Below are 17,204 nucleotides of genomic sequence, written 5' to 3'. Positions count from 1 at the left end.
CGCCTCCTTTATTGCTGGAACGGATAGACGGAGCCGAGCTGCAAAATGCGCGTCAGGGCATCCAGCGCCTCGCGCCCTTCCCGCAGGAGCAGCGGGTCGATCAGATCGGCCTGGGTCAGACGGTCGCGATAGTAGCGATCCACCCAGTCGTTAAGCGTGTTGAACAGGGTATCGTTCATCATCACCGCCGGGTTCACCGCCCGCTGCTCTTCGGCGGTCAGCACCACGCGCAGGCGCAGACACGCCGGACCGCCGCCGTTGGCCATGCTTTCACGCAGATCGAACACCCGCAGTTCGCTGATGGGGTTATCCTCTGCCACCAGCTGGCTCAGGTAGCGCCAGACGCCCGGGTGGTTCTGCGACTCCTGGGGCAGGACCAGCATCATGCTGCCGTCGTCGCGGCTCAAAAGCTGGCTGTTAAACAGGTAGGTTGCCACCGCGTCCTGCACCGGGACCGCCCCGGTCGGCACCACAATAGGCATAAAGCCGGGCACGCGATCGCGCAGGGACTGCAACAACGCGGGCTGATCGACAAACGCCTGCTCGTGGCAGAACAGCACCTGACGATTTGATACCGCAATCACGTCGTTATGGAACACACCCTGGTCAATCACCAGCGGGTTTTGCTGGGCAAACATCAGTTGCCCCGGATTGACCTGATTCAGGCGGGCCACGGCCTGGCTTGCGGCCAGAGTCTGACGGGCCGGGTAGCGGGCAGGCGCGCGGCCAGCCCCCTCGTCACGGCCATAGATAAACAGCTGCAGGCCCGGCTCGCCGTAATCGCCGCCGAGACGGTTATGGTTGGCCGCCCCTTCGTCGCCGAACATCGCCACCTGCGGCAGCGCCGTATGCACGCTGAAGCGGGATTCATCGCGGAAGATGGCGCGCAGCACCTGTTCCGTAGTGCCGGCCTCACTGGCGCGGTGAAACTTGTTATTCAGATTCGCCACCGTCAGATGCACTTTCCCGTCGAGGGTATCCGCAGACGGGGCCACCGTGGCGGCGTTGGCCACCCACATAGAGGAAGCGGAGCTGGCGGCGGAGAGCAGCTGCGGCATCTGGGTGCCTGCCTTTTCCACTACCTGCTCGTCCGTGCCGGTAAAGCCAAGCTGACGCAGCACGCCGACGTTGGGCCGCTCCTGGGGCGGGATCACCGCCTGAGGGAAGCCCGCATCGGCCAGCGCCTTCATCTTTAACAGACCCTGCTTTGCCGCCAGCCGTGGGTTGGAGATCTGAAAGCGGTGCTTTGTAGAGGCCTCATTGCCGAACGACAGCCCGGCGTAGTGGTGGGTCAGCCCCACCAGCCCGTCGAAGTTAACTTCACGCGCTTTCATGACGCTTCTCCCGTGTGAAATCGAGACCCGGATTCAGCTGCTCCGGCAGGACGACGGCGGCTGTCTCGAGGCTCGCCATCGGCCAGGCGCAATAATCTGCCGCATACCAGGCGCTGGCGCGATGGTTGCCGGAGGCCCCCACCCCGCCAAAGGGTGCGGTACTGGCCGCGCCGGTGAGCGGTTTATTCCAGTTAACGATCCCGGCGCGGGCCTCCAGCAGCAGCTGGTCAAAGCGCTCGCGATCCGGGGAGATCAGCCCGCACGACAGGCCGTAGCGCGTGGCGTTCGCCATGGCGATGGCCTGGTCAAAATCGTCGTAGCGCCAGACGCACAGCAGTGGGCCAAAGACCTCTTCATCCGGCACGTCGCGCGCGTTGGTCATCTCAACAATGGCCGGGGTGAGTAAAGAGGTGCCCGCTTTCACCAGACGCGGTTCCAGCAGCGACTGGCCGCCACGGGCAACATGCTCCCGCCAGGCGTGATAGACATTTTTTGCCGCCTGCTCGGAGATCAGCCCGCCGATAAACGGCTGGTCGCTGGCATCCCACTCGCCCGGCAGCAGGCGTCCGCTCACTTCGACCAGACGGGCCAGGAAGGCATCGCCTTCTGCCCCGCTTTTTACCAGCAGGCGACGGGCGCAGGTGCAGCGCTGCCCGGCGGTAATAAAGGCTGACTGGATCGTCAGGTGAACCGCGGCGTCGATATCCGACGGGTCATCGACGATCAGGGCATTGTTGCCGCCCATCTCAAGGGCCAGAATTTTTTCCGGCTGACCGGCGAGCTGGCGGTGCAGCTGATAGCCGGTCCCGGCGCTGCCGGTAAACAGCAGCCCGTCGATGTCGCCGAGGGCGCTCAGGGCCTGGCCGGTTTCGCGTCCGCCCTGCACCAGATTAAGCACGCCCGGCGGCAGCCCGGCCTGCTCCCACAGTTTGACTACCGCCTCACCGCTCCACGGCGTCAGCTCGCTCGGCTTGAAGATCAGAGTGTTGCCCGCCAGCAGCGCGGGCACGATGTGGCCGTTCGGCAGATGGCCGGGGAAGTTATAGGGGCCAAACACGGCCAGCACGCCGTGCGGGCGATGGCGCAGCGTGGCGGCACCGTCTGCCATCTCGGTGCGCTGCTCGCCGGTGCGGGTGTGGTAGGCCTTTATCGAAATGGCGACCTTGTTGATCATGGCGGTGATTTCGGTCGCCGCCTCCCAGCGCGGCTTGCCGGTTTCGCGGGCAATAATGCTGGTCAGCTCCTGTTTATTCGCCTCCAGCAGGGCAGCAAATTTCTCAACAATCGCCTGGCGGGCGCTGAACGGCAGCTTCGCCCAGCCGGGGAACGCGCCGCGCGCCGCGCGGCAGGCCTGTTCAACCTGCGCCGGGCTGGCGTCCGCCCCCTGCCAGAGCAACTCCTGGCCTACCGGGTTGTGTTTGCTGCGTTGTTCACCTTCGCCGGTGACCCAGTCGCCGTTAATCCATAAGTTCATACCGTTTTCTCCTCGGGGCACAGGCGCACCATGCGAATACGATCGCCAGCGCGGCATTTCAGGGCATCCAGCTGCGCAGGGGTCAGCACCAGACGTTCACAATCAGGATCCACGCGGATCAGCGTGGCGCGGAAATGGTCATACTGCTCGTTTGCCACCAGGCAGGCCGGAAATTCCCCCGGCGCAGGCTGGCCCTCGGCCACCTCCACCAGACGGCTTTTACGGATCGCCCGCACCCGGTCAATATCGCACTCCAGGGTCGGGCCGCCGTCGAAGATGTCGACATAGTTGCGGTAGCGGAAGCCCTCTTTTTCCAGCACCGCGCGCGCCGGGGCAGTGTGCGGATGCACTTCGCCAATCACCGCCTGCGCCTCGGGGCTGAGGAAATGGGTATAGATGGGGTGTTTCGGCATCAGTTCGGCGATAAAGGCTTTCTGCCCGGTGCCGCACAGGTAGTCCGCCTTGCTGAACTCCATGGAGAAGAAGCGTTCGCCCAGGCTTTTCCAGAACGGCGAGAAGCCGGTTTCGTCGATCACGCCGCGCATCTCGGCGACCACTTTTTCATTAAAGCGATCGCGGAAAGCGGCCATAAACAGAAAGCGCGATTTGGAAAGCAGATAGCCGTTGCCCTCCTTGCGCCATGACGGGTCGAGAAACAGCGAGCACAGTTCGCTGCTGCCGGTGTGATCGTTACTGAGAAACAGCGTCGGCAGCGCGTTGTAGACGTTCAGCTCTTTCGAGGCATGCACCAGCGTGCCCACGCGGTAGTTGTACCAGGGATCGTTCAGGCCCACCGCCACCTCAATGGCGCAGATCCCCGCTACGGTGCCGGTGTCGGTATCTTCCAGCACAAACACATAACCCTGTTCGCCTTTCGGCAGCGTCCCTTGCCAGGTCTCGATGGAGCGCTCGATGCGCGCCGAGAGCGTATTTTCATCAACGGGAAGCGAGGTCAGCCCGCCTCCCGTCTTACCGGCAAGCTGCATGAGGGCGGGTAAATCACCGCGCTCAATGGGACGGATGACCATCATGATGACACCCCGGACTTCACCTGTTCACAGGCAAGCGCAAAGCGATCTAACCCGGTCCGCACCTCTTCTTCGCTGACAATCAGCGCAGGCGCAAACCGCACCACGTTAGCCCCGGCGATCAATACCATCACGCCCGCTTTTGCCGCTTCCTGTGAAATAAGTTTAGCTTTTCCGGCGAATTCGTCCGTGAGTACACAACCGATCAGCAGCCCCAGACCGCGAATCTCTTTGAACAGGCCGGTTTTGTTGTTAATGGCCTGCAGACGCTCGACAAACCAGTCGTGACGCTGTTTCACGCCGTTCAGCACTTCTGGGGTGTTAATGATATCCAGCACCTGACCTGCCACCGCCGACGCCAGCGGGTTGCCGCCGTAGGTGGTGCCGTGGGTGCCGACGGTCATCACGCGGGCAAATTTGTCGGTGGTCAGCATCGCCCCGACCGGGAAGCCGCCGCCCAGCGCCTTGGCGGTGGAGAGCACATCCGGCGTGACGCCATAGTGCATATAGGCATACAGCTCGCCGGTGCGCCCGACGCCGGTCTGCACTTCGTCAAAAATCAGCACCGCGTTGTGACGATCGCACAGCTCGCGCAGCCCCTGCAGGAAGGCTTTATCCCCGGGCAGCACGCCGCCTTCACCCTGCATCGGCTCGACGATCACCGCGCAGGTGGTATCGTCAATCAACTCGCTGGCAGACTGCAGATCGTTATAGACCGCGTGGCGGATATCCGGCGGCAACGGCGCGAAGTCCTGGGAATAGGAAGGCTGCCCGCCGGCGCTGACGGTAAACAGGGTGCGGCCGTGGAAGGCATTTTTGAAGGCGACGATGCCGCTTTTCTGGCTGCCGAAGTTATCGTGAGCATATTTGCGCGCCAGTTTCAGCGCGGCTTCGTTGGCCTCCGCGCCCGAGTTACAGAAGAACACTTTTTCCGCAAAGGTGGCGTCGATCAGTTTTTTCGCCAGACGCAGCGCGGGTTCGTTGGTGTAGCCGTTGCCGGTATGCCAGAACTTCGCCGCCTGATCGTTCAGCGCCTGACGCAGGGCCGGATGGGCGTGTCCCAGGGCATTGACCGCAATACCGCCGGCGAAGTCGATATACTCTTTACCCTGTTGATCCCACAGGCGCGAGCCCTCTCCCCGTACCGGAATAAAAGCCGCCGGGGCGTAAACCGGCATCATCCATTCATCAAAGTTTTCACGCGTAATTGACAGAGACATAGCGACCTCACCCGGTAAATAAAAGGTTGATAAAATGTTAAATATTTATGTGTTTGCCCTGTGAATGTAGATTGCAGCGTTCGTGCCAGCCAGCGATAAAAATGCATAAACGGGATGAGTTAACGAAATATCAACAGGTTACAATATGGAGTTATTCACTGTTATTGCATAAAAAGTGAATATTTTTACAACAAGCGGCGCTTTACCGAAGGAAAAACAGAAATATTATGCATAGGCCAAATATAATTCTGGAATTGTGATCGCTCGCGAAATTTGTATAGCTTTTACGCGCCATCAGAGGGCGTTACGCGCCAGAACGGTGCAGAAATTGCACCGTTGATACAAGCTGTCGCAGTAATTGGCCGAACATACGCAGCGGCGGGAGTCAGCCGTCGGAAATTCTGCTACCATCCTTGCACTATTCACCTTGCACTGGCAGCGACTATGAAATTTGTCTCTTTTAATATCAACGGCCTGCGCGCCCGTCCTCATCAACTGCAAGCCCTCGTCGACCAGCATCAGCCTGACGTGATCGGCCTGCAGGAGACAAAAGTTCACGACGATATGTTCCCCCTCGAAGAGGTGGCAAAACTGGGTTACAACGTCTTCTATCACGGCCAGAAAGGCCATTACGGCGTGGCGCTGCTCACCAAAGAGACGCCGGTCTCGGTGCGCCGCGGCTTCCCGGGTGACGGTGAAGATTCCCAGCGCCGCATCATCATGGCGGAAATTCCCTCGCCGCTGGGCAACATCACCGTGATCAACGGTTACTTCCCGCAGGGCGAGAGCCGCGACCATCCCCTGAAGTTCCCGGCGAAAGAGAAGTTCTACCAGGATCTGCAGTCCTTCCTCGAAACCGAGCTGAAAAAAGAGAATCCGGTGCTGATCATGGGCGACATGAACATCAGCTATACCGATCTGGATATCGGCATCGGCGAAGACAGCCGCAAGCGCTGGCTGCGCACCGGGAAGTGCTCCTTCCTGCCGGAAGAGCGCGAGTGGATGGGACGCCTGCTGGACTGGGGTCTGGTGGATACTTTCCGCACCGCCAACCCGGAAACCCAGGATCGCTTCTCGTGGTTTGATTACCGCTCTAAGGGCTTTGATGACAACCGTGGCCTGCGCATCGACCTGCTGCTGGCAAGCGCCCCGCTGGCGGAGCGCTGCATCGAAACCGGGATCGACTACGAGATCCGCAGCATGGAAAAACCCTCTGACCATGCCCCGGTATGGGCAACCTTCGACGTGAAGTAAATGCGGATACATCGCGGTAAATTTCTGCTTATATGCGCCCTTCTGGGCGCTTTTAGCATCATCTTTACGCAACTGCCTCCCGGCATGCTGACGCTGGAAAATCTCCAGGCGCAGCATCAGGCCCTGCTGCTTTACTGCCAGCAGACACCGTTAAAAAGCGCCGCACTCTTTTTTATCGTCTATGTGCTGGTCACCACCCTGTCGCTGCCGGGCGCAGCGCTACTGACCCTGCTCGGCGGGGCGCTGTTCGGCCTGTGGCCGGGGATTGTGCTGGTCTCGTTCGCCTCGACGCTTGGCGCGACGCTGGCAATGCTTACCAGCCGCTACCTGCTGCGTGACTGGGTGCAGCGCCGCTTTGCCGGGCCGATGCGTACCGTCAACCAAGGCGTCTCCCGCGACGGGGCGTTTTATCTCTTTGCCCTGCGCCTGGTGCCGCTGTTTCCGTTCTTTGTGGTCAACCTGCTGGCCGGAGTGACTACACTTGGCGTGAGACGCTACTGGTGGGTCAGCCAGCTCGGCATGCTGCCGGGGGCGATTGTCTATCTGAATGCCGGGCACCAGTTGGGGCAGATCGCCTCGCTGCGTGATATCCTCTCGCCCGGCGTGGTTTTAGCCTTCACGCTACTGGGGCTGCTGCCGCTCATCACCCGCTGGCTGCTGGCCCGTTTTTCCCGCACTTCTCCATAACAGGGAGGCATTATGCGCCGTGTGCGTTTTTGCATGTTGTTAACGGGCCTGCTGATGGCAGGACAGGCGCTGGCCGATGACGGCTGGCAGAAAATCAAACAGGACGCCCGGGGCCAGACCGTCTGGTTTAACGCCTGGGGCGGCGATGAGGCGGTGAACCGCTACCTGGACTGGGTGAGCGGCGAAATGAAAAGCCACTACGCCATCAACCTGAAGATTGTCCGTCTGGCGGATGCCGCCGACGCGGTGAAGCGGATCCAGACCGAGGCCAGCGCCGGGCGCAAAACTAACGGCTCGGTGGATCTGCTGTGGGTGAACGGGGAGAACTTCCGCACCCTGAAAACCGCCGGGCTGCTGCAGACCGGCTGGGCAAAAACCCTCCCCAACTGGCGCTATGTGGATACAACCAAACCGGTCAGCGAAGATTTCGCCATTCCGACCGAAGGGGCTGAATCCCCCTGGGGCAGCGCCCAGCTCACCTTTATTGCCCGTCGCGAACAGCTTGCTGAGCCGCTGGCGGACGCCGGGGCGCTGCTGGAATACGCCAGCAAACATCCCGGCACCGTCACCTACCCCCGCCCGCCCGACTTTACCGGCACCGCGTTCCTGGAACAGCTCCTGCTGACGCAGACCACCCAGCCGGAGGCGCTGAAACAGCCGCCGGACAACGCCAACTTTGCCCGCATTACCGCCCCCCTGTGGGCCTATCTGGATAAGCTGCATCCTTATCTGTGGCGCGAGGGCAAAGACTTCCCGCCGTCTCCGGCGCGGATGGATGCTTTGCTGGCGAGCGGAAATTTACGCCTGTCGATCACCTTTAACCCGGCCCACGCCCGGCAGAAAGTCGCCAGCAAGGAGCTGCCAGCGGACAGCTACAGCTTTGGCTTCCGCCAGGGAATGCTCGGCAACGTCCATTTTGTGGCGATCCCGGCTAACGCCTCCGCCAGCGCGGGGGCAAAGGTCGTCGCGAACTTCTTACTCTCGCCAGAGGCGCAGATCCGCAAGGCGGACCCGGCCAACTGGGGCGACCCAAGCGTGCTTGACCCGCAGAAACTGCCTGCCCCCCAGGCAGAAAAGCTGCGCCAGTTTATTCCGGCGGATCTTCCACCGACCCTTGGTGAGCCGCATGCCGCCTGGGTTAACGCGCTGGAGCAGGAATGGCTTCGTCGCTACGGCACCCACTAAGCGCCCTGGCCTGGCTGCTGCTGGGCGCGGTGTATCTGCCGCTACTGCCCGCCTTCGGCCTGCTGCTGCCGCCGATTTTTTCTGCGGATAGCTGGCGGGCGCTGGCGGCCGATCCGCAGTTGCCGCAGGCGCTGATCGCCACTCTGGTTTCTACGCTGATTGCCGCCGCCGGGGCGCTGATGCTGGCCCTCGCGGTGGTGGCCGCGCTGTGGCCCGGCAGCCACTGGCGGCGGCTGTGCAACCATCTCCCGTGGCTGCTGGCGATCCCGCACGTGGCGTTTGCCGTCAGCATATTGCTGGTTTTTGCCGAAGGGGGCGCGCTCTATCGCGTCTGTACGATCTGCTCCCCAATGATGGATCGCTACGGGATCGGGCTGGGCCTGACCCTCGCCGTCAAGGAGAGCGCCTTCGTGATGTGGGCGATTTATGCCTCGCTGCCGGAGAAGGAGCTGGCGCAAAAAGTGACGATCCTGCGCTCGCTGGGATACGGCCGCTGGCAGGCGCTGCGCTGGCTGATCCTGCCCGCCATCGCCCCGGCGCTGGGGGCGGTAATGCTGGCGGTGATCGCCTGGTCGCTGTCGGTGGTGGACGTCGCCCTGATCCTCGGGCCCGGTAATCCCCCCACCCTGGCGGTGCTGGCCTGGCAGTGGCTGACGCAGGGCGACAGCGTCCAGCAGGCCAAAGGGATGCTGGTATGCGCGATCCTGCTGGTGCTGCTGGAACTGATTGCCATCGCGGTGTTTATCGGCTGGCGGCGCTGGCGGCGCACCATCCCGGCGGTGTCCGGGGAGCGCCCGACGCCGCGACCGCTTGTGATGGGACAAGCCTGCGGGGTGCTGCTCCCCCTGGCCGGTCTCGCCAGCATCGCGGTGCTGGTGCTGGTGGCGGGCAATGCCAGCGTCACGCGCGAGACGGCCGGGCTGAGCCTGATGCTGGGGCTGCTCTCTGCGGGTATTGCGCTGGGAATGATTCTGCTGTGGCTCGAGTGGGGCCCGCAGCGCGGCGCGTTCTGGGTCTGGCTGCCGCTGGCCCTTCCCGCCCTGCCGCTGGTGGCCGGGCAGTATCGGCTGGCGCTGCTGTTACAGCTGGACGGACAGTTTATCGCCGTGCTGTGGGGGCATCTGCTGTGGGTGCTGCCGTGGATGCTGCTGGTGATGCAACCGGCCTGGCGCAGGCTCGATCCGCGCCTAATCCTGACCGCCCGCACGCTCGGCTGGGGATCGCTTAAAATTTTCTGGCTGATCAAATGCCCGCAGATGATCCGCCCGGCGCTGACGGCGTTCGCGGTCGGCTTTTCCGTCAGCGTGGCGCAGTATCTGCCCACCCTGTGGCTGGGGAGCGGACGGTTTGCTACCCTCACCACCGACGCCGTCGCGCTCAGCAGCGGCGGGAGCAGCGCGGTGCTGGCGGCGCAGGCGCTGTGGCAGCTGCTGCTGCCGATGCTGGTTTTCGCCGTCTGCATTGTACTTTCCAGGCTGATTGGCCGTTTTCGACAGGGGTTACGTTAATGCTGATGGTCAAGGATGTTTCGCTCTCGCTGCGCCAGACAACGCTGCTGCATAACGTCAGTTTTACCGTGCAGCCAGGGGAGATCCTCACCCTGATGGGCCCCTCCGGCAGCGGGAAATCCTCGCTGTTTGCCTGGATGGTGGGGGCCCTGCCCGCGGATTTTCGCGCCGAAGGGGAGCTGTGGATCAACGCCCGGCGCTGCGACACCCTGCCCACCGAGCAGCGGAGCCTGGGGCTGCTGTTCCAGGATGCGCTATTGTTCGATCACTTCAGCGTCGGGCAGAACCTGCTGCTGGCGCTCCCGGCGTCGGTCAAAGGCGCGGCGCGCAAACAGCAGGTCAACGACGCGCTGGACGCCGCCGATTTGAGCGGGTTTTTTCATCGCGATCCGGCCACGCTTTCCGGCGGGCAGCGCGCACGGGTCAGCCTGCTGCGCGCCCTGCTGGCCCAGCCGCAGGCGCTGCTGCTTGATGAGCCGTTCAGTCGTCTGGATAAAACGCTCCGCGATCAGTTTCGCCGCTGGGTGTTTGCCGAAGTGCGCAGCCTGGGCATTCCGGTCGTACAGGTGACCCACGACGAGGACGATGTACCGTCCGGCGGTCGGGTGCTGGCGATGGAGAAGTGGCAATGAATCGAAGGGCAACCTGCGCAAACGCAACGTTTTTAGTCGGGAGGGTTGCCACAATCACGGCTCTTTTCTCTTACGACGGGCATTTCGATGAAACGTGTTTCTCAACTGACCGCGCTGACCGCCGCTTTAGGTCTCGCCGCTTTCTCTTCTTTCGCCGCTGATATGGCGCATTCCCTCACCCTGGCTGAGCTTCAACAGCAAAAAGGCGCGGTGATTGATACCCGCGTCAGCGCCTTTTACAACGGCTGGCCGCAGGCACTGAACGGGACCTCCGGGCATGAACCTTCGGCTCTTAATCTTTCTGCCAGCTGGCTTGGCGCGATGAACGAGGCGCAGCTGAAAGCCTGGGCCACGCAGCATCAGTTGATCCCGACAACCCCCATCGCGTTATACGGTAGCGACAGCGATAACCAGGCCGTAAAGGCGCGGCTGAGCGAGGCGGGCTTCAGCCACATCGCTTTGCTCGGTGACGCCCTGCAAACCCCGGCGCGCCTGCAGCGCCTCGCCCACTTCGAACAGCTGGTTTATCCCCAATGGCTCAGTCAGCTTCAGCAGGGTAAAGCCGTGACCGCCGCCCCTGCCGGGGAGTGGAAAGTGATTGAGGCCGCCTGGGGCGCGCCGAAATTTTATCTGCTGAGCCACATTCCCGGTGCGGACTATATCGACACCAACGAGGTAGAGAGCGAACCGCTGTGGAACAAGGTCTCCGATGACGCGCTCAAAGCCATGCTGGCGAAACATGGCATTCGCCATGACACCACGGTGATCCTTTACGGCCGCGACGTCTATGCCGCCGCGCGCGTGGCGCAGATCATGCTGTATGCCGGGGTGAAAGATGTCCGCCTGCTGGATGGCGGCTGGAAAGCGTGGGACGACGCTGGCCTGCCGGTTGAACGCGGCACGCCGGGCAAAGTGATCCCCGCCGCCGATTTTGGCGCGCCAGTTCCCGGGCAGCCGCAGCTGATGCTGAATACCGAACAGGCTCGCGGCCTGCTGCATCGTAAGGACGCCTCGCTGGTGAGCATCCGCTCGTGGCCGGAGTTTACCGGCGTCACCAGCGGCTACAGCTACATCAAGCCAAAAGGTGAGATTCAGGGCGCACGCTGGGGCCACGCGGGGAGCGATGCCACCCATATGGAAGATTTCAAGAACCCGGACGGCACCATGCGCAGCGCGGACGATATCGCGGCCATGTGGAAGCAGTGGCATATCGTGGCGGATCAGCAGGTGGCGTTTTACTGCGGCACCGGCTGGCGGGCATCTGAAACCTTTATGTACGCCCGGGCGATGGGCTGGAAAAACGTCGGCGTCTACGACGGAGGCTGGTACGAGTGGAGCAGCAACCCGCAGAACCCTGTGGCAACCGGTGAACGCGGGCCAGACAGTTCACTGTGATCACGGCTGGCGCTGAACGTTTTTCAGCGTCAGATACCCACTCCAGATGCGCGTTGCGGTGGTGAGCCAGCACAACGCGCCAAACACCCACGCCATCCAGCCGAAATGGGCCGGAAACAGGCAAAAAAGCACAAACAGCAGCAGCGTTTCCGTCCCCTCCGTCAGGCCCCCCAGATAGTAAAACGACTTATGGGCATAGCCCGGATTATCAATCTCATGCTTCGCGGCCAGCGCCGCAAACGCCAGAAAACTGCTCCCGGTGCCGATAAAGGCAAACAGCAGCCAGGCGGCGGGCAGCGCGTTCTGAATGGGATCGGCTAGGGCAAAACCAAAGGGCACCAGGGCGTAGAACAGGAAGTCGAGAGAGATATCGAGAAAACCGCCGGCATCGGTCAGCCCGCGCCGCCGGGCCAGCGCCCCGTCCAGCCCGTCAAGCAGACGGTTTAGCACAATGGCCACCAGCGCCGCCAGATACCAGCCCAGCGCCAGAAACGGCAGCGCCAGCACCCCGATGGCAAAGCCAATCAACGTAATACCGTCCGGGGTGATGCCCGGTTTATCAAGGGTGTTCACCAGCCGGTTAAGCAGCGGCTTGATGCGCGGGTGAAGGTGACGGTCAAGCATCGCGTTTCTCTCCTGCCACTGCACACAATCCCTGCGAGGGGATCTCCAGCGCCGCGTTAAAGCGGGCCGACAAATTCTGGAAAGCGATCAGGGCCGTCATCTCGGTGATCGCCTCATCGTCAAAGTGACGGCGCAGCGCCGCTTTGGTGGTCTCATCAACCCTCGGCGGCGTGGCGGTCACCGCCTCCGCATAGGCCAGCGCGGCGCGCTCTTTATCGTTGAACAGGCTGCTGTCGCGCCATGTTGCCACCGCCTGCACCTTGTCCAGCCCACCGCTGCGTTCTGCCAGGCGCAGCGCGTTGGCGTCGATGCAAAAGGCGCAGTGGCAGATCTGCGAGATACGGGTCATCAGCAGCGATCGCAGTACCGGCTCGAGCGGCGATTTTTTACGCTCCAGAAAGCCGACAAACAGCGCCACCAGCCAGAAGAGCCGGGGCATGCGTCCCCACCAGCGCAGGGGATTAAGCACCGCGCCATAATGTTTTTTCTGCATCGAGGCGACTGGCGTTAGAATGGCGGGGATGGATTCGATGGGTTTAACCCAGACTGGCGGTATCTCTTTCACAGGATGCTCCCTGGCGTGTTAAGTGCGCAGATCCTAACTCTTTTTCTCTCAACCATTATTGACGATCATGCTAAAAACACTCGATGTTGTCTGCGCTATTCTCGAACGGGATGGCAAAATTTTACTGGCGCAACGCCCTGAGCATGCGGATCAGCCGGGTTTGTGGGAGTTTGCCGGGGGTAAAGTGGAAACCGGGGAGACGCAGCCCGACGCGCTGGTGCGTGAGTTGCGCGAGGAGCTTGGCATTGAAGCCCGCCCTGCCCACTACGTCGCCAGCCATCAGCGGGAAGTGTCGCAGCGACTCATCAATCTGCACGCCTGGCACGTACCGGAATTTACCGGCGCACCCCAAACGCACTACCACAGCCAGCTGGTGTGGTGTTCACCGCGCGAGGCGCTGGATTACGATCTCGCCCCGGCGGATATCCCTTTGCTTGAAGCGTTTATTCTCTTACGCGACGCCACACCAGCGGATTTGTGCTCAGGGCATTAGGATCGCGCTGGCACTGCAACAACACGCCTTCGGCTTTTACCACCGCCCCTTCTGAATAGTTTTGATCCTGATAGATGCAGCACTGGTTGCACGGCGGCGGACGCTGACCGCTGGAGCTGAAGATCTCCGGCGGGATATTCACATCCACCCCGGTGCCAAACCGCTGGTCGGCCTGACTGCCGGCCGAGAAAACCCCAAGCAAAACAGCCATCACAATACGCTTCATAGACGTCTCTTCCTGTTGTGTCCTGATAATCACTATAACGGTAAAAAGTGGCCGAAGCTTTAATCCCGCCGGTCATCGTTTTTTGTTATGACCCGGCGCGTTTAATGAATTTATCTGGACGGCGAAATTTCGCTTGCATTCAAAAGGCCATCGGGTGGTATAGTCGAAAAACACAACAACATGTATATATTTGTAACAAATAGAACAATCTTTAATATAAGAGGAACTTATAGTTATGGACCAGGCTTGCTCCCTTGAATCCTTTTTGAATCGTGTTCAACAGCGTGACCCGCACCAGAGCGAATTTGCTCAGGCCGTACGTGAAGTAATGACCACCCTCTGGCCATTCCTGGAACAAAATCCCCGCTATCGTCAGATGTCCCTGCTTGAGCGCCTGGTTGAACCTGAACGCGTGATCCAGTTCCGCGTGGTGTGGGTCGATGACCGCAATCAGGTGCAGGTCAACCGTGCCTGGCGCGTGCAGTTCAGCTCCGCGATTGGCCCGTTCAAGGGCGGGATGCGTTTCCACCCGTCGGTAAACCTGTCGATCCTGAAGTTCCTCGGCTTTGAGCAGACCTTTAAAAATGCTCTGACCACCCTGCCTATGGGCGGCGGTAAAGGCGGCAGCGATTTTGATCCGAAAGGCAAAAGCGAAGGCGAAGTGATGCGTTTCTGCCAGGCGCTGATGACTGAACTCTACCGTCACCTGGGCGCGGATACCGACGTACCGGCCGGGGATATCGGCGTGGGCGGTCGCGAAGTGGGCTTTATGGCCGGGATGATGAAAAAACTCTCCAACAACAGCGCCTGCGTCTTTACCGGGAAAGGCCTCTCCTTCGGCGGCAGCCTGATCCGCCCGGAAGCCACCGGCTACGGTCTGGTCTACTTCACGGAAGCGATGCTGAAGCGTCACGGGATGAGCTTTGACGGGATGCGGGTTGCGGTTTCCGGCTCCGGCAACGTGGCCCAGTACGCAATCGAGAAAGCGATGGAGCTGGGCGCGCGGGTGATTACCGCCTCTGACTCCAGCGGTACCGTGGTTGACGAAGCGGGCTTCACTACCGAAAAACTGGCGCGCCTGTGCGAGATCAAAGCCAGCCGCGACGGCCGCGTGGCCGATTATGCCCGTGAGTTCGGGCTGGTCTATCTGGAAGGCAAACAGCCGTGGGCCGTACCGGTGGATATCGCCCTGCCGTGCGCCACCCAGAACGAACTGGACGTGGATGCCGCGCACCAGCTGATCGCCAACGGCGTGAAAGCGGTGGCCGAAGGGGCCAACATGCCAACCACCATCGAAGCCACCGACCTGTTCCTGCAGGCTGGCGTGCTGTTCGCACCGGGTAAAGCGGCGAACGCCGGCGGTGTGGCAACCTCAGGTCTGGAGATGGCGCAGAACGCCGCGCGTATGGGCTGGAAAGCGGAGAAAGTGGATGCGCGTCTGCATCACATCATGCTGGATATTCACCACGCCTGCGTCGAGTACGGCGGCGAGGAGAAGCAGACCAACTACGTTCGCGGCGCGAACATTGCCGGGTTTGTGAAAGTGGCGGATGCGATGTTGGGTCAGGGTGTGATCTGATTCTGTGGCTGTGCCGGGTGGCGCTGCGCTTACCCGGCCTACGGTTCGTGCTTTTGTAGGCCGGGTAAGGCGTAGCCGCCACCCGGCAATTCCTCAGGCCGCACTCTTCTTCTTAAACTTTTTCTTCTTGTCGCCGCCCGGCGCCACCATGCCGCGAAAATCCCTCACCGAGGTGTTGCGCGCCTGGTTGATCAAATCAAATAAGGTGCCCACCAGCGGCTGCATAAAGTCCTGATAGCGACACTGCTTCTCGCTGATCTGGGTCAGCACCGACTCCCAGTGCGCGGTCATGTCCGGTCTGGCGGCCATCTCCGGTAGAGAGTGGATCAGCGCCCGGCCCGCATCCGTCGAGTGGATATAGCGCCCTTTCTTGTGCAGAAAACCGCGTTTGAACAACAGCTCGATAATCCCGGCGCGGGTCGCTTCCGTTCCCAGCCCGTCGGTGGCGCGCAGGATCTTCTTCAGATCTTTATCCTGCACAAAGCGGGCGATCCCGGTCATGGCTGAGAGGATTGTGGCGTCGGTGAAGTGGCGCGGTGGCTGGGTCTGTCGCTCCACCACTTCGCCTTTCTCGCACAGCAGCTCGTCGTTTTTCGCCACCACCGGCAGCGGCGTACCGTCGTTCTCCTCGTCCCGCTCTTTACTGCCCAGCAGCGTGCGCCACCCGGCTTCCGCGAGGAATCGGGCTTTAGCGATGAACTTGCCTTTGGCGATCTCCAGCTCAATAACGCACTTGCGGAACACCGCATCCGGGCAGAACTGCATCAGATACTGGCGGGCCACGAGGTTATAGACCTTCGCTTCGTTATCCGTCAGGTTGACGGAACTGCTGCGCGCCGTCGGAATGATGGCGTGGTGAGCATCCACCTTTTTATCGTCCCAGCAGCGGTTGCGGGTGTCCGGGTTGACCACCGGCTGCGGCACCAAATCGGGAGCGTGCGCGGCAATGGCGTTCAGTACCGCGTGACGCCCGGCGAAATGCTCTTCCGGCAGGTAGCGGCTGTCGGAACGCGGATAGGTAATCAGCTTGTGCGTCTCATACAGCTTCTGGCAGATATCGAGCACGTTTTGCGCGCTCAGGCCATAGCGTTTTGCCGCTTCTATCTGCAAAGCAGAAAGCGAGAACGGCAGCGGCGCAGGTTCTGATTCCCGTTTATCGTTATAGCTGGTGACCACAGCGGGCTGACCCTGGATGCGGGTCACCACGTGATCGGCCAGCGGTCGATGCAGCAGACGCCCCTCTTCATCCTGATAGGGTTCGCAGGCCTCGCTCGGCTGCCACACCGCGGTAAAGCGTTCGTCTTTCGGGGTGACGATATGGGCTTTCACCTCGAAGTAGTCTTTGGCGACAAAGTTCTCGATCTCCTCATCGCGGCGCACCACCAGCCCCAGCACCGGGGTCTGCACCCGGCCCACCGAGAGCACACCCTGATACCCGGCGTTACGCCCGAGAATGGTATAGGCGCGGGTCATGTTGATGCCGTACAGCCAGTCGGCGCGGGCACGGGCGAGCGCCGAGACGCACAGCGGGACAAACTCGCTGTTGGATCGCAGACGCGAAATGGCCCGCTCGACCGCCTGCGGGTTGAGATCGTTAATCAGACAGCGCTGCACCTGCTGGCGTTTTTCCGGGGCCAGACTCAGGTAATCCAGCACTTCGTCCACCAGCAGCTGACCTTCACGGTCCGGGTCACCGGCGTGGATCACTTCCGTCGCCTCATTCAGCAGCCGCTTAATCACGTTCAGCTGTTTAGTCACCGACGGGCGCGGCTGCAGCTGCCACTTTTCCGGCACGATGGGGAGATCGTTTAGATTCCAGCGCGCGTAGCGGCTGTCGTAGGCGTCCGGCTGGGCCTGCTCCAGCAGGTGGCCAATACACCAGGTCACCACCTGCCCGTTTCCGCACTCAATATAGCCATCGCCCTTGCGATGCGGTTTGGGTAAAACATCCGCAATCGCCCTGGCGAGGCTCGGTTTTTCGGCAATAAATAACCGCATTG

General features: G+C 61.4%; 16 protein-coding genes. 8 read left to right on the top strand and 8 right to left on the bottom strand.

The features are described 5' to 3' along the window. Window positions 1-8: 8 nt before the first annotated feature. From astB to astC, 4 genes are read right to left on the bottom strand one after another with little or no spacing between them, the layout of a single operon-like run. A complete protein-coding gene (astB, locus tag ACOYA6_RS04915) occupies window positions 9-1,334 on the bottom strand; it encodes an N-succinylarginine dihydrolase (RefSeq protein ID WP_039029048.1) in 1,326 nt (441 codons plus the stop codon). Further along, a complete protein-coding gene (gene astD, locus ACOYA6_RS04910; RefSeq protein ID WP_422654144.1) occupies window positions 1,321-2,808 on the bottom strand; it encodes a succinylglutamate-semialdehyde dehydrogenase in 1,488 nt (495 codons plus the stop codon). Before astD ends, astB begins: the two co-directional genes overlap by 14 nt. Continuing rightward, the gene (gene astA, locus ACOYA6_RS04905; protein ID WP_039029046.1) at window positions 2,805-3,839 is read right to left on the bottom strand and encodes an arginine N-succinyltransferase; all 1,035 of its coding nucleotides are present in this window, start codon (window positions 3,837-3,839) and stop codon (window positions 2,805-2,807) included. The genes astD and astA overlap by 4 nt, the downstream gene beginning before the upstream one ends. After that, entirely contained in the window at window positions 3,836-5,056 is a 1,221-nt protein-coding gene (astC, locus tag ACOYA6_RS04900) for a succinylornithine/acetylornithine transaminase (RefSeq protein ID WP_422654143.1), read from the bottom strand. Before astC ends, astA begins: the two co-directional genes overlap by 4 nt. A gap of 444 nt (window positions 5,057-5,500) precedes the next feature. Between astC and xthA the strand changes: the two genes are divergently transcribed. The 6 genes from xthA to ACOYA6_RS04870 all read left to right on the top strand — a co-directional run bounded on the left by xthA (window position 5,501) and on the right by ACOYA6_RS04870 (window position 11,717). Next, complete coding sequence (gene xthA, locus ACOYA6_RS04895; protein ID WP_422654142.1) at window positions 5,501-6,310, top strand: exodeoxyribonuclease III; 810 nt, start codon at window positions 5,501-5,503, stop codon at window positions 6,308-6,310. A gap of 6 nt (window positions 6,311-6,316) precedes the next feature. Continuing rightward, window positions 6,317-6,997, top strand: a complete 681-nt coding sequence (locus ACOYA6_RS04890; RefSeq protein ID WP_422654503.1) for a TVP38/TMEM64 family protein — start codon at window positions 6,317-6,319, stop codon at window positions 6,995-6,997. A 21-nt stretch (window positions 6,998-7,018) separates the two neighbouring features. Beyond that, window positions 7,019-8,182, top strand: coding sequence for an ABC transporter substrate-binding protein (locus ACOYA6_RS04885; RefSeq protein ID WP_422654502.1), 1,164 nt, complete (start codon window positions 7,019-7,021; stop codon window positions 8,180-8,182). Beyond that, window positions 8,155-9,690, top strand: coding sequence for an ABC transporter permease family protein (locus tag ACOYA6_RS04880; RefSeq protein ID WP_422654141.1), 1,536 nt, complete (start codon window positions 8,155-8,157; stop codon window positions 9,688-9,690). The genes ACOYA6_RS04885 and ACOYA6_RS04880 overlap by 28 nt, the downstream gene beginning before the upstream one ends. Next, complete coding sequence (locus ACOYA6_RS04875) at window positions 9,690-10,322, top strand: ATP-binding cassette domain-containing protein (RefSeq protein ID WP_422654140.1); 633 nt, start codon at window positions 9,690-9,692, stop codon at window positions 10,320-10,322. The genes ACOYA6_RS04880 and ACOYA6_RS04875 overlap by 1 nt, the downstream gene beginning before the upstream one ends. Window positions 10,323-10,409: 87 nt before the next feature. Next, entirely contained in the window at window positions 10,410-11,717 is a 1,308-nt protein-coding gene (locus ACOYA6_RS04870) for a rhodanese-like domain-containing protein (RefSeq protein WP_422654139.1), read from the top strand. On the opposite strand, the gene ACOYA6_RS04865 is transcribed toward ACOYA6_RS04870, so the two are convergent. Together ACOYA6_RS04865 and ACOYA6_RS04860 are read right to left on the bottom strand one after the other, a co-directional pair. After that, entirely contained in the window at window positions 11,718-12,341 is a 624-nt protein-coding gene (locus ACOYA6_RS04865) for a CDP-alcohol phosphatidyltransferase family protein (protein WP_422654138.1), read from the bottom strand. Beyond that, window positions 12,334-12,906 carry a carboxymuconolactone decarboxylase family protein gene (locus ACOYA6_RS04860; protein WP_039029039.1) on the bottom strand — a complete coding sequence of 191 codons (573 nt, stop codon included), beginning with the start codon at window positions 12,904-12,906 and terminating at the stop codon, window positions 12,334-12,336. The genes ACOYA6_RS04865 and ACOYA6_RS04860 overlap by 8 nt, the downstream gene beginning before the upstream one ends. Window positions 12,907-12,973: 67 nt before the next feature. Between ACOYA6_RS04860 and ACOYA6_RS04855 the strand changes: the two genes are divergently transcribed. Beyond that, window positions 12,974-13,399 (top strand): pyrimidine (deoxy)nucleoside triphosphate diphosphatase, encoded by a 426-nt coding sequence (locus ACOYA6_RS04855; protein WP_422654137.1) that lies wholly within the window; start codon window positions 12,974-12,976, stop codon window positions 13,397-13,399. On the opposite strand, the gene ACOYA6_RS04850 is transcribed toward ACOYA6_RS04855, so the two are convergent. Then, window positions 13,350-13,625, bottom strand: a complete 276-nt coding sequence (locus ACOYA6_RS04850; protein ID WP_138368759.1) for a YnjH family protein — start codon at window positions 13,623-13,625, stop codon at window positions 13,350-13,352. The genes ACOYA6_RS04855 and ACOYA6_RS04850 overlap by 50 nt on opposite strands. 235 nt (window positions 13,626-13,860) lie before the next feature. Here ACOYA6_RS04850 and gdhA point away from each other — a divergent pair, with 235 nt between their 5' ends. Continuing rightward, window positions 13,861-15,204, top strand: coding sequence for an NADP-specific glutamate dehydrogenase (gdhA, locus tag ACOYA6_RS04845; RefSeq protein ID WP_039029036.1), 1,344 nt, complete (start codon window positions 13,861-13,863; stop codon window positions 15,202-15,204). 93 nt (window positions 15,205-15,297) lie between these two features. Here the strand turns inward: gdhA and ACOYA6_RS04840 are convergent, their stop codons facing one another. Then, entirely contained in the window at window positions 15,298-17,202 is a 1,905-nt protein-coding gene (locus tag ACOYA6_RS04840) for a DNA topoisomerase III (protein ID WP_422654136.1), read from the bottom strand. Between the last annotated feature and the right edge of the window lie 2 nt (window positions 17,203-17,204).

The organism is Leclercia barmai (assembly GCF_049312895.1).
Lineage (GTDB): Bacteria > Pseudomonadota > Gammaproteobacteria > Enterobacterales > Enterobacteriaceae > Enterobacter > Enterobacter barmai.
Note: the sequence above shows the minus strand (reverse complement) of the source record. Positions and strands in the feature narration are given on the sequence as shown.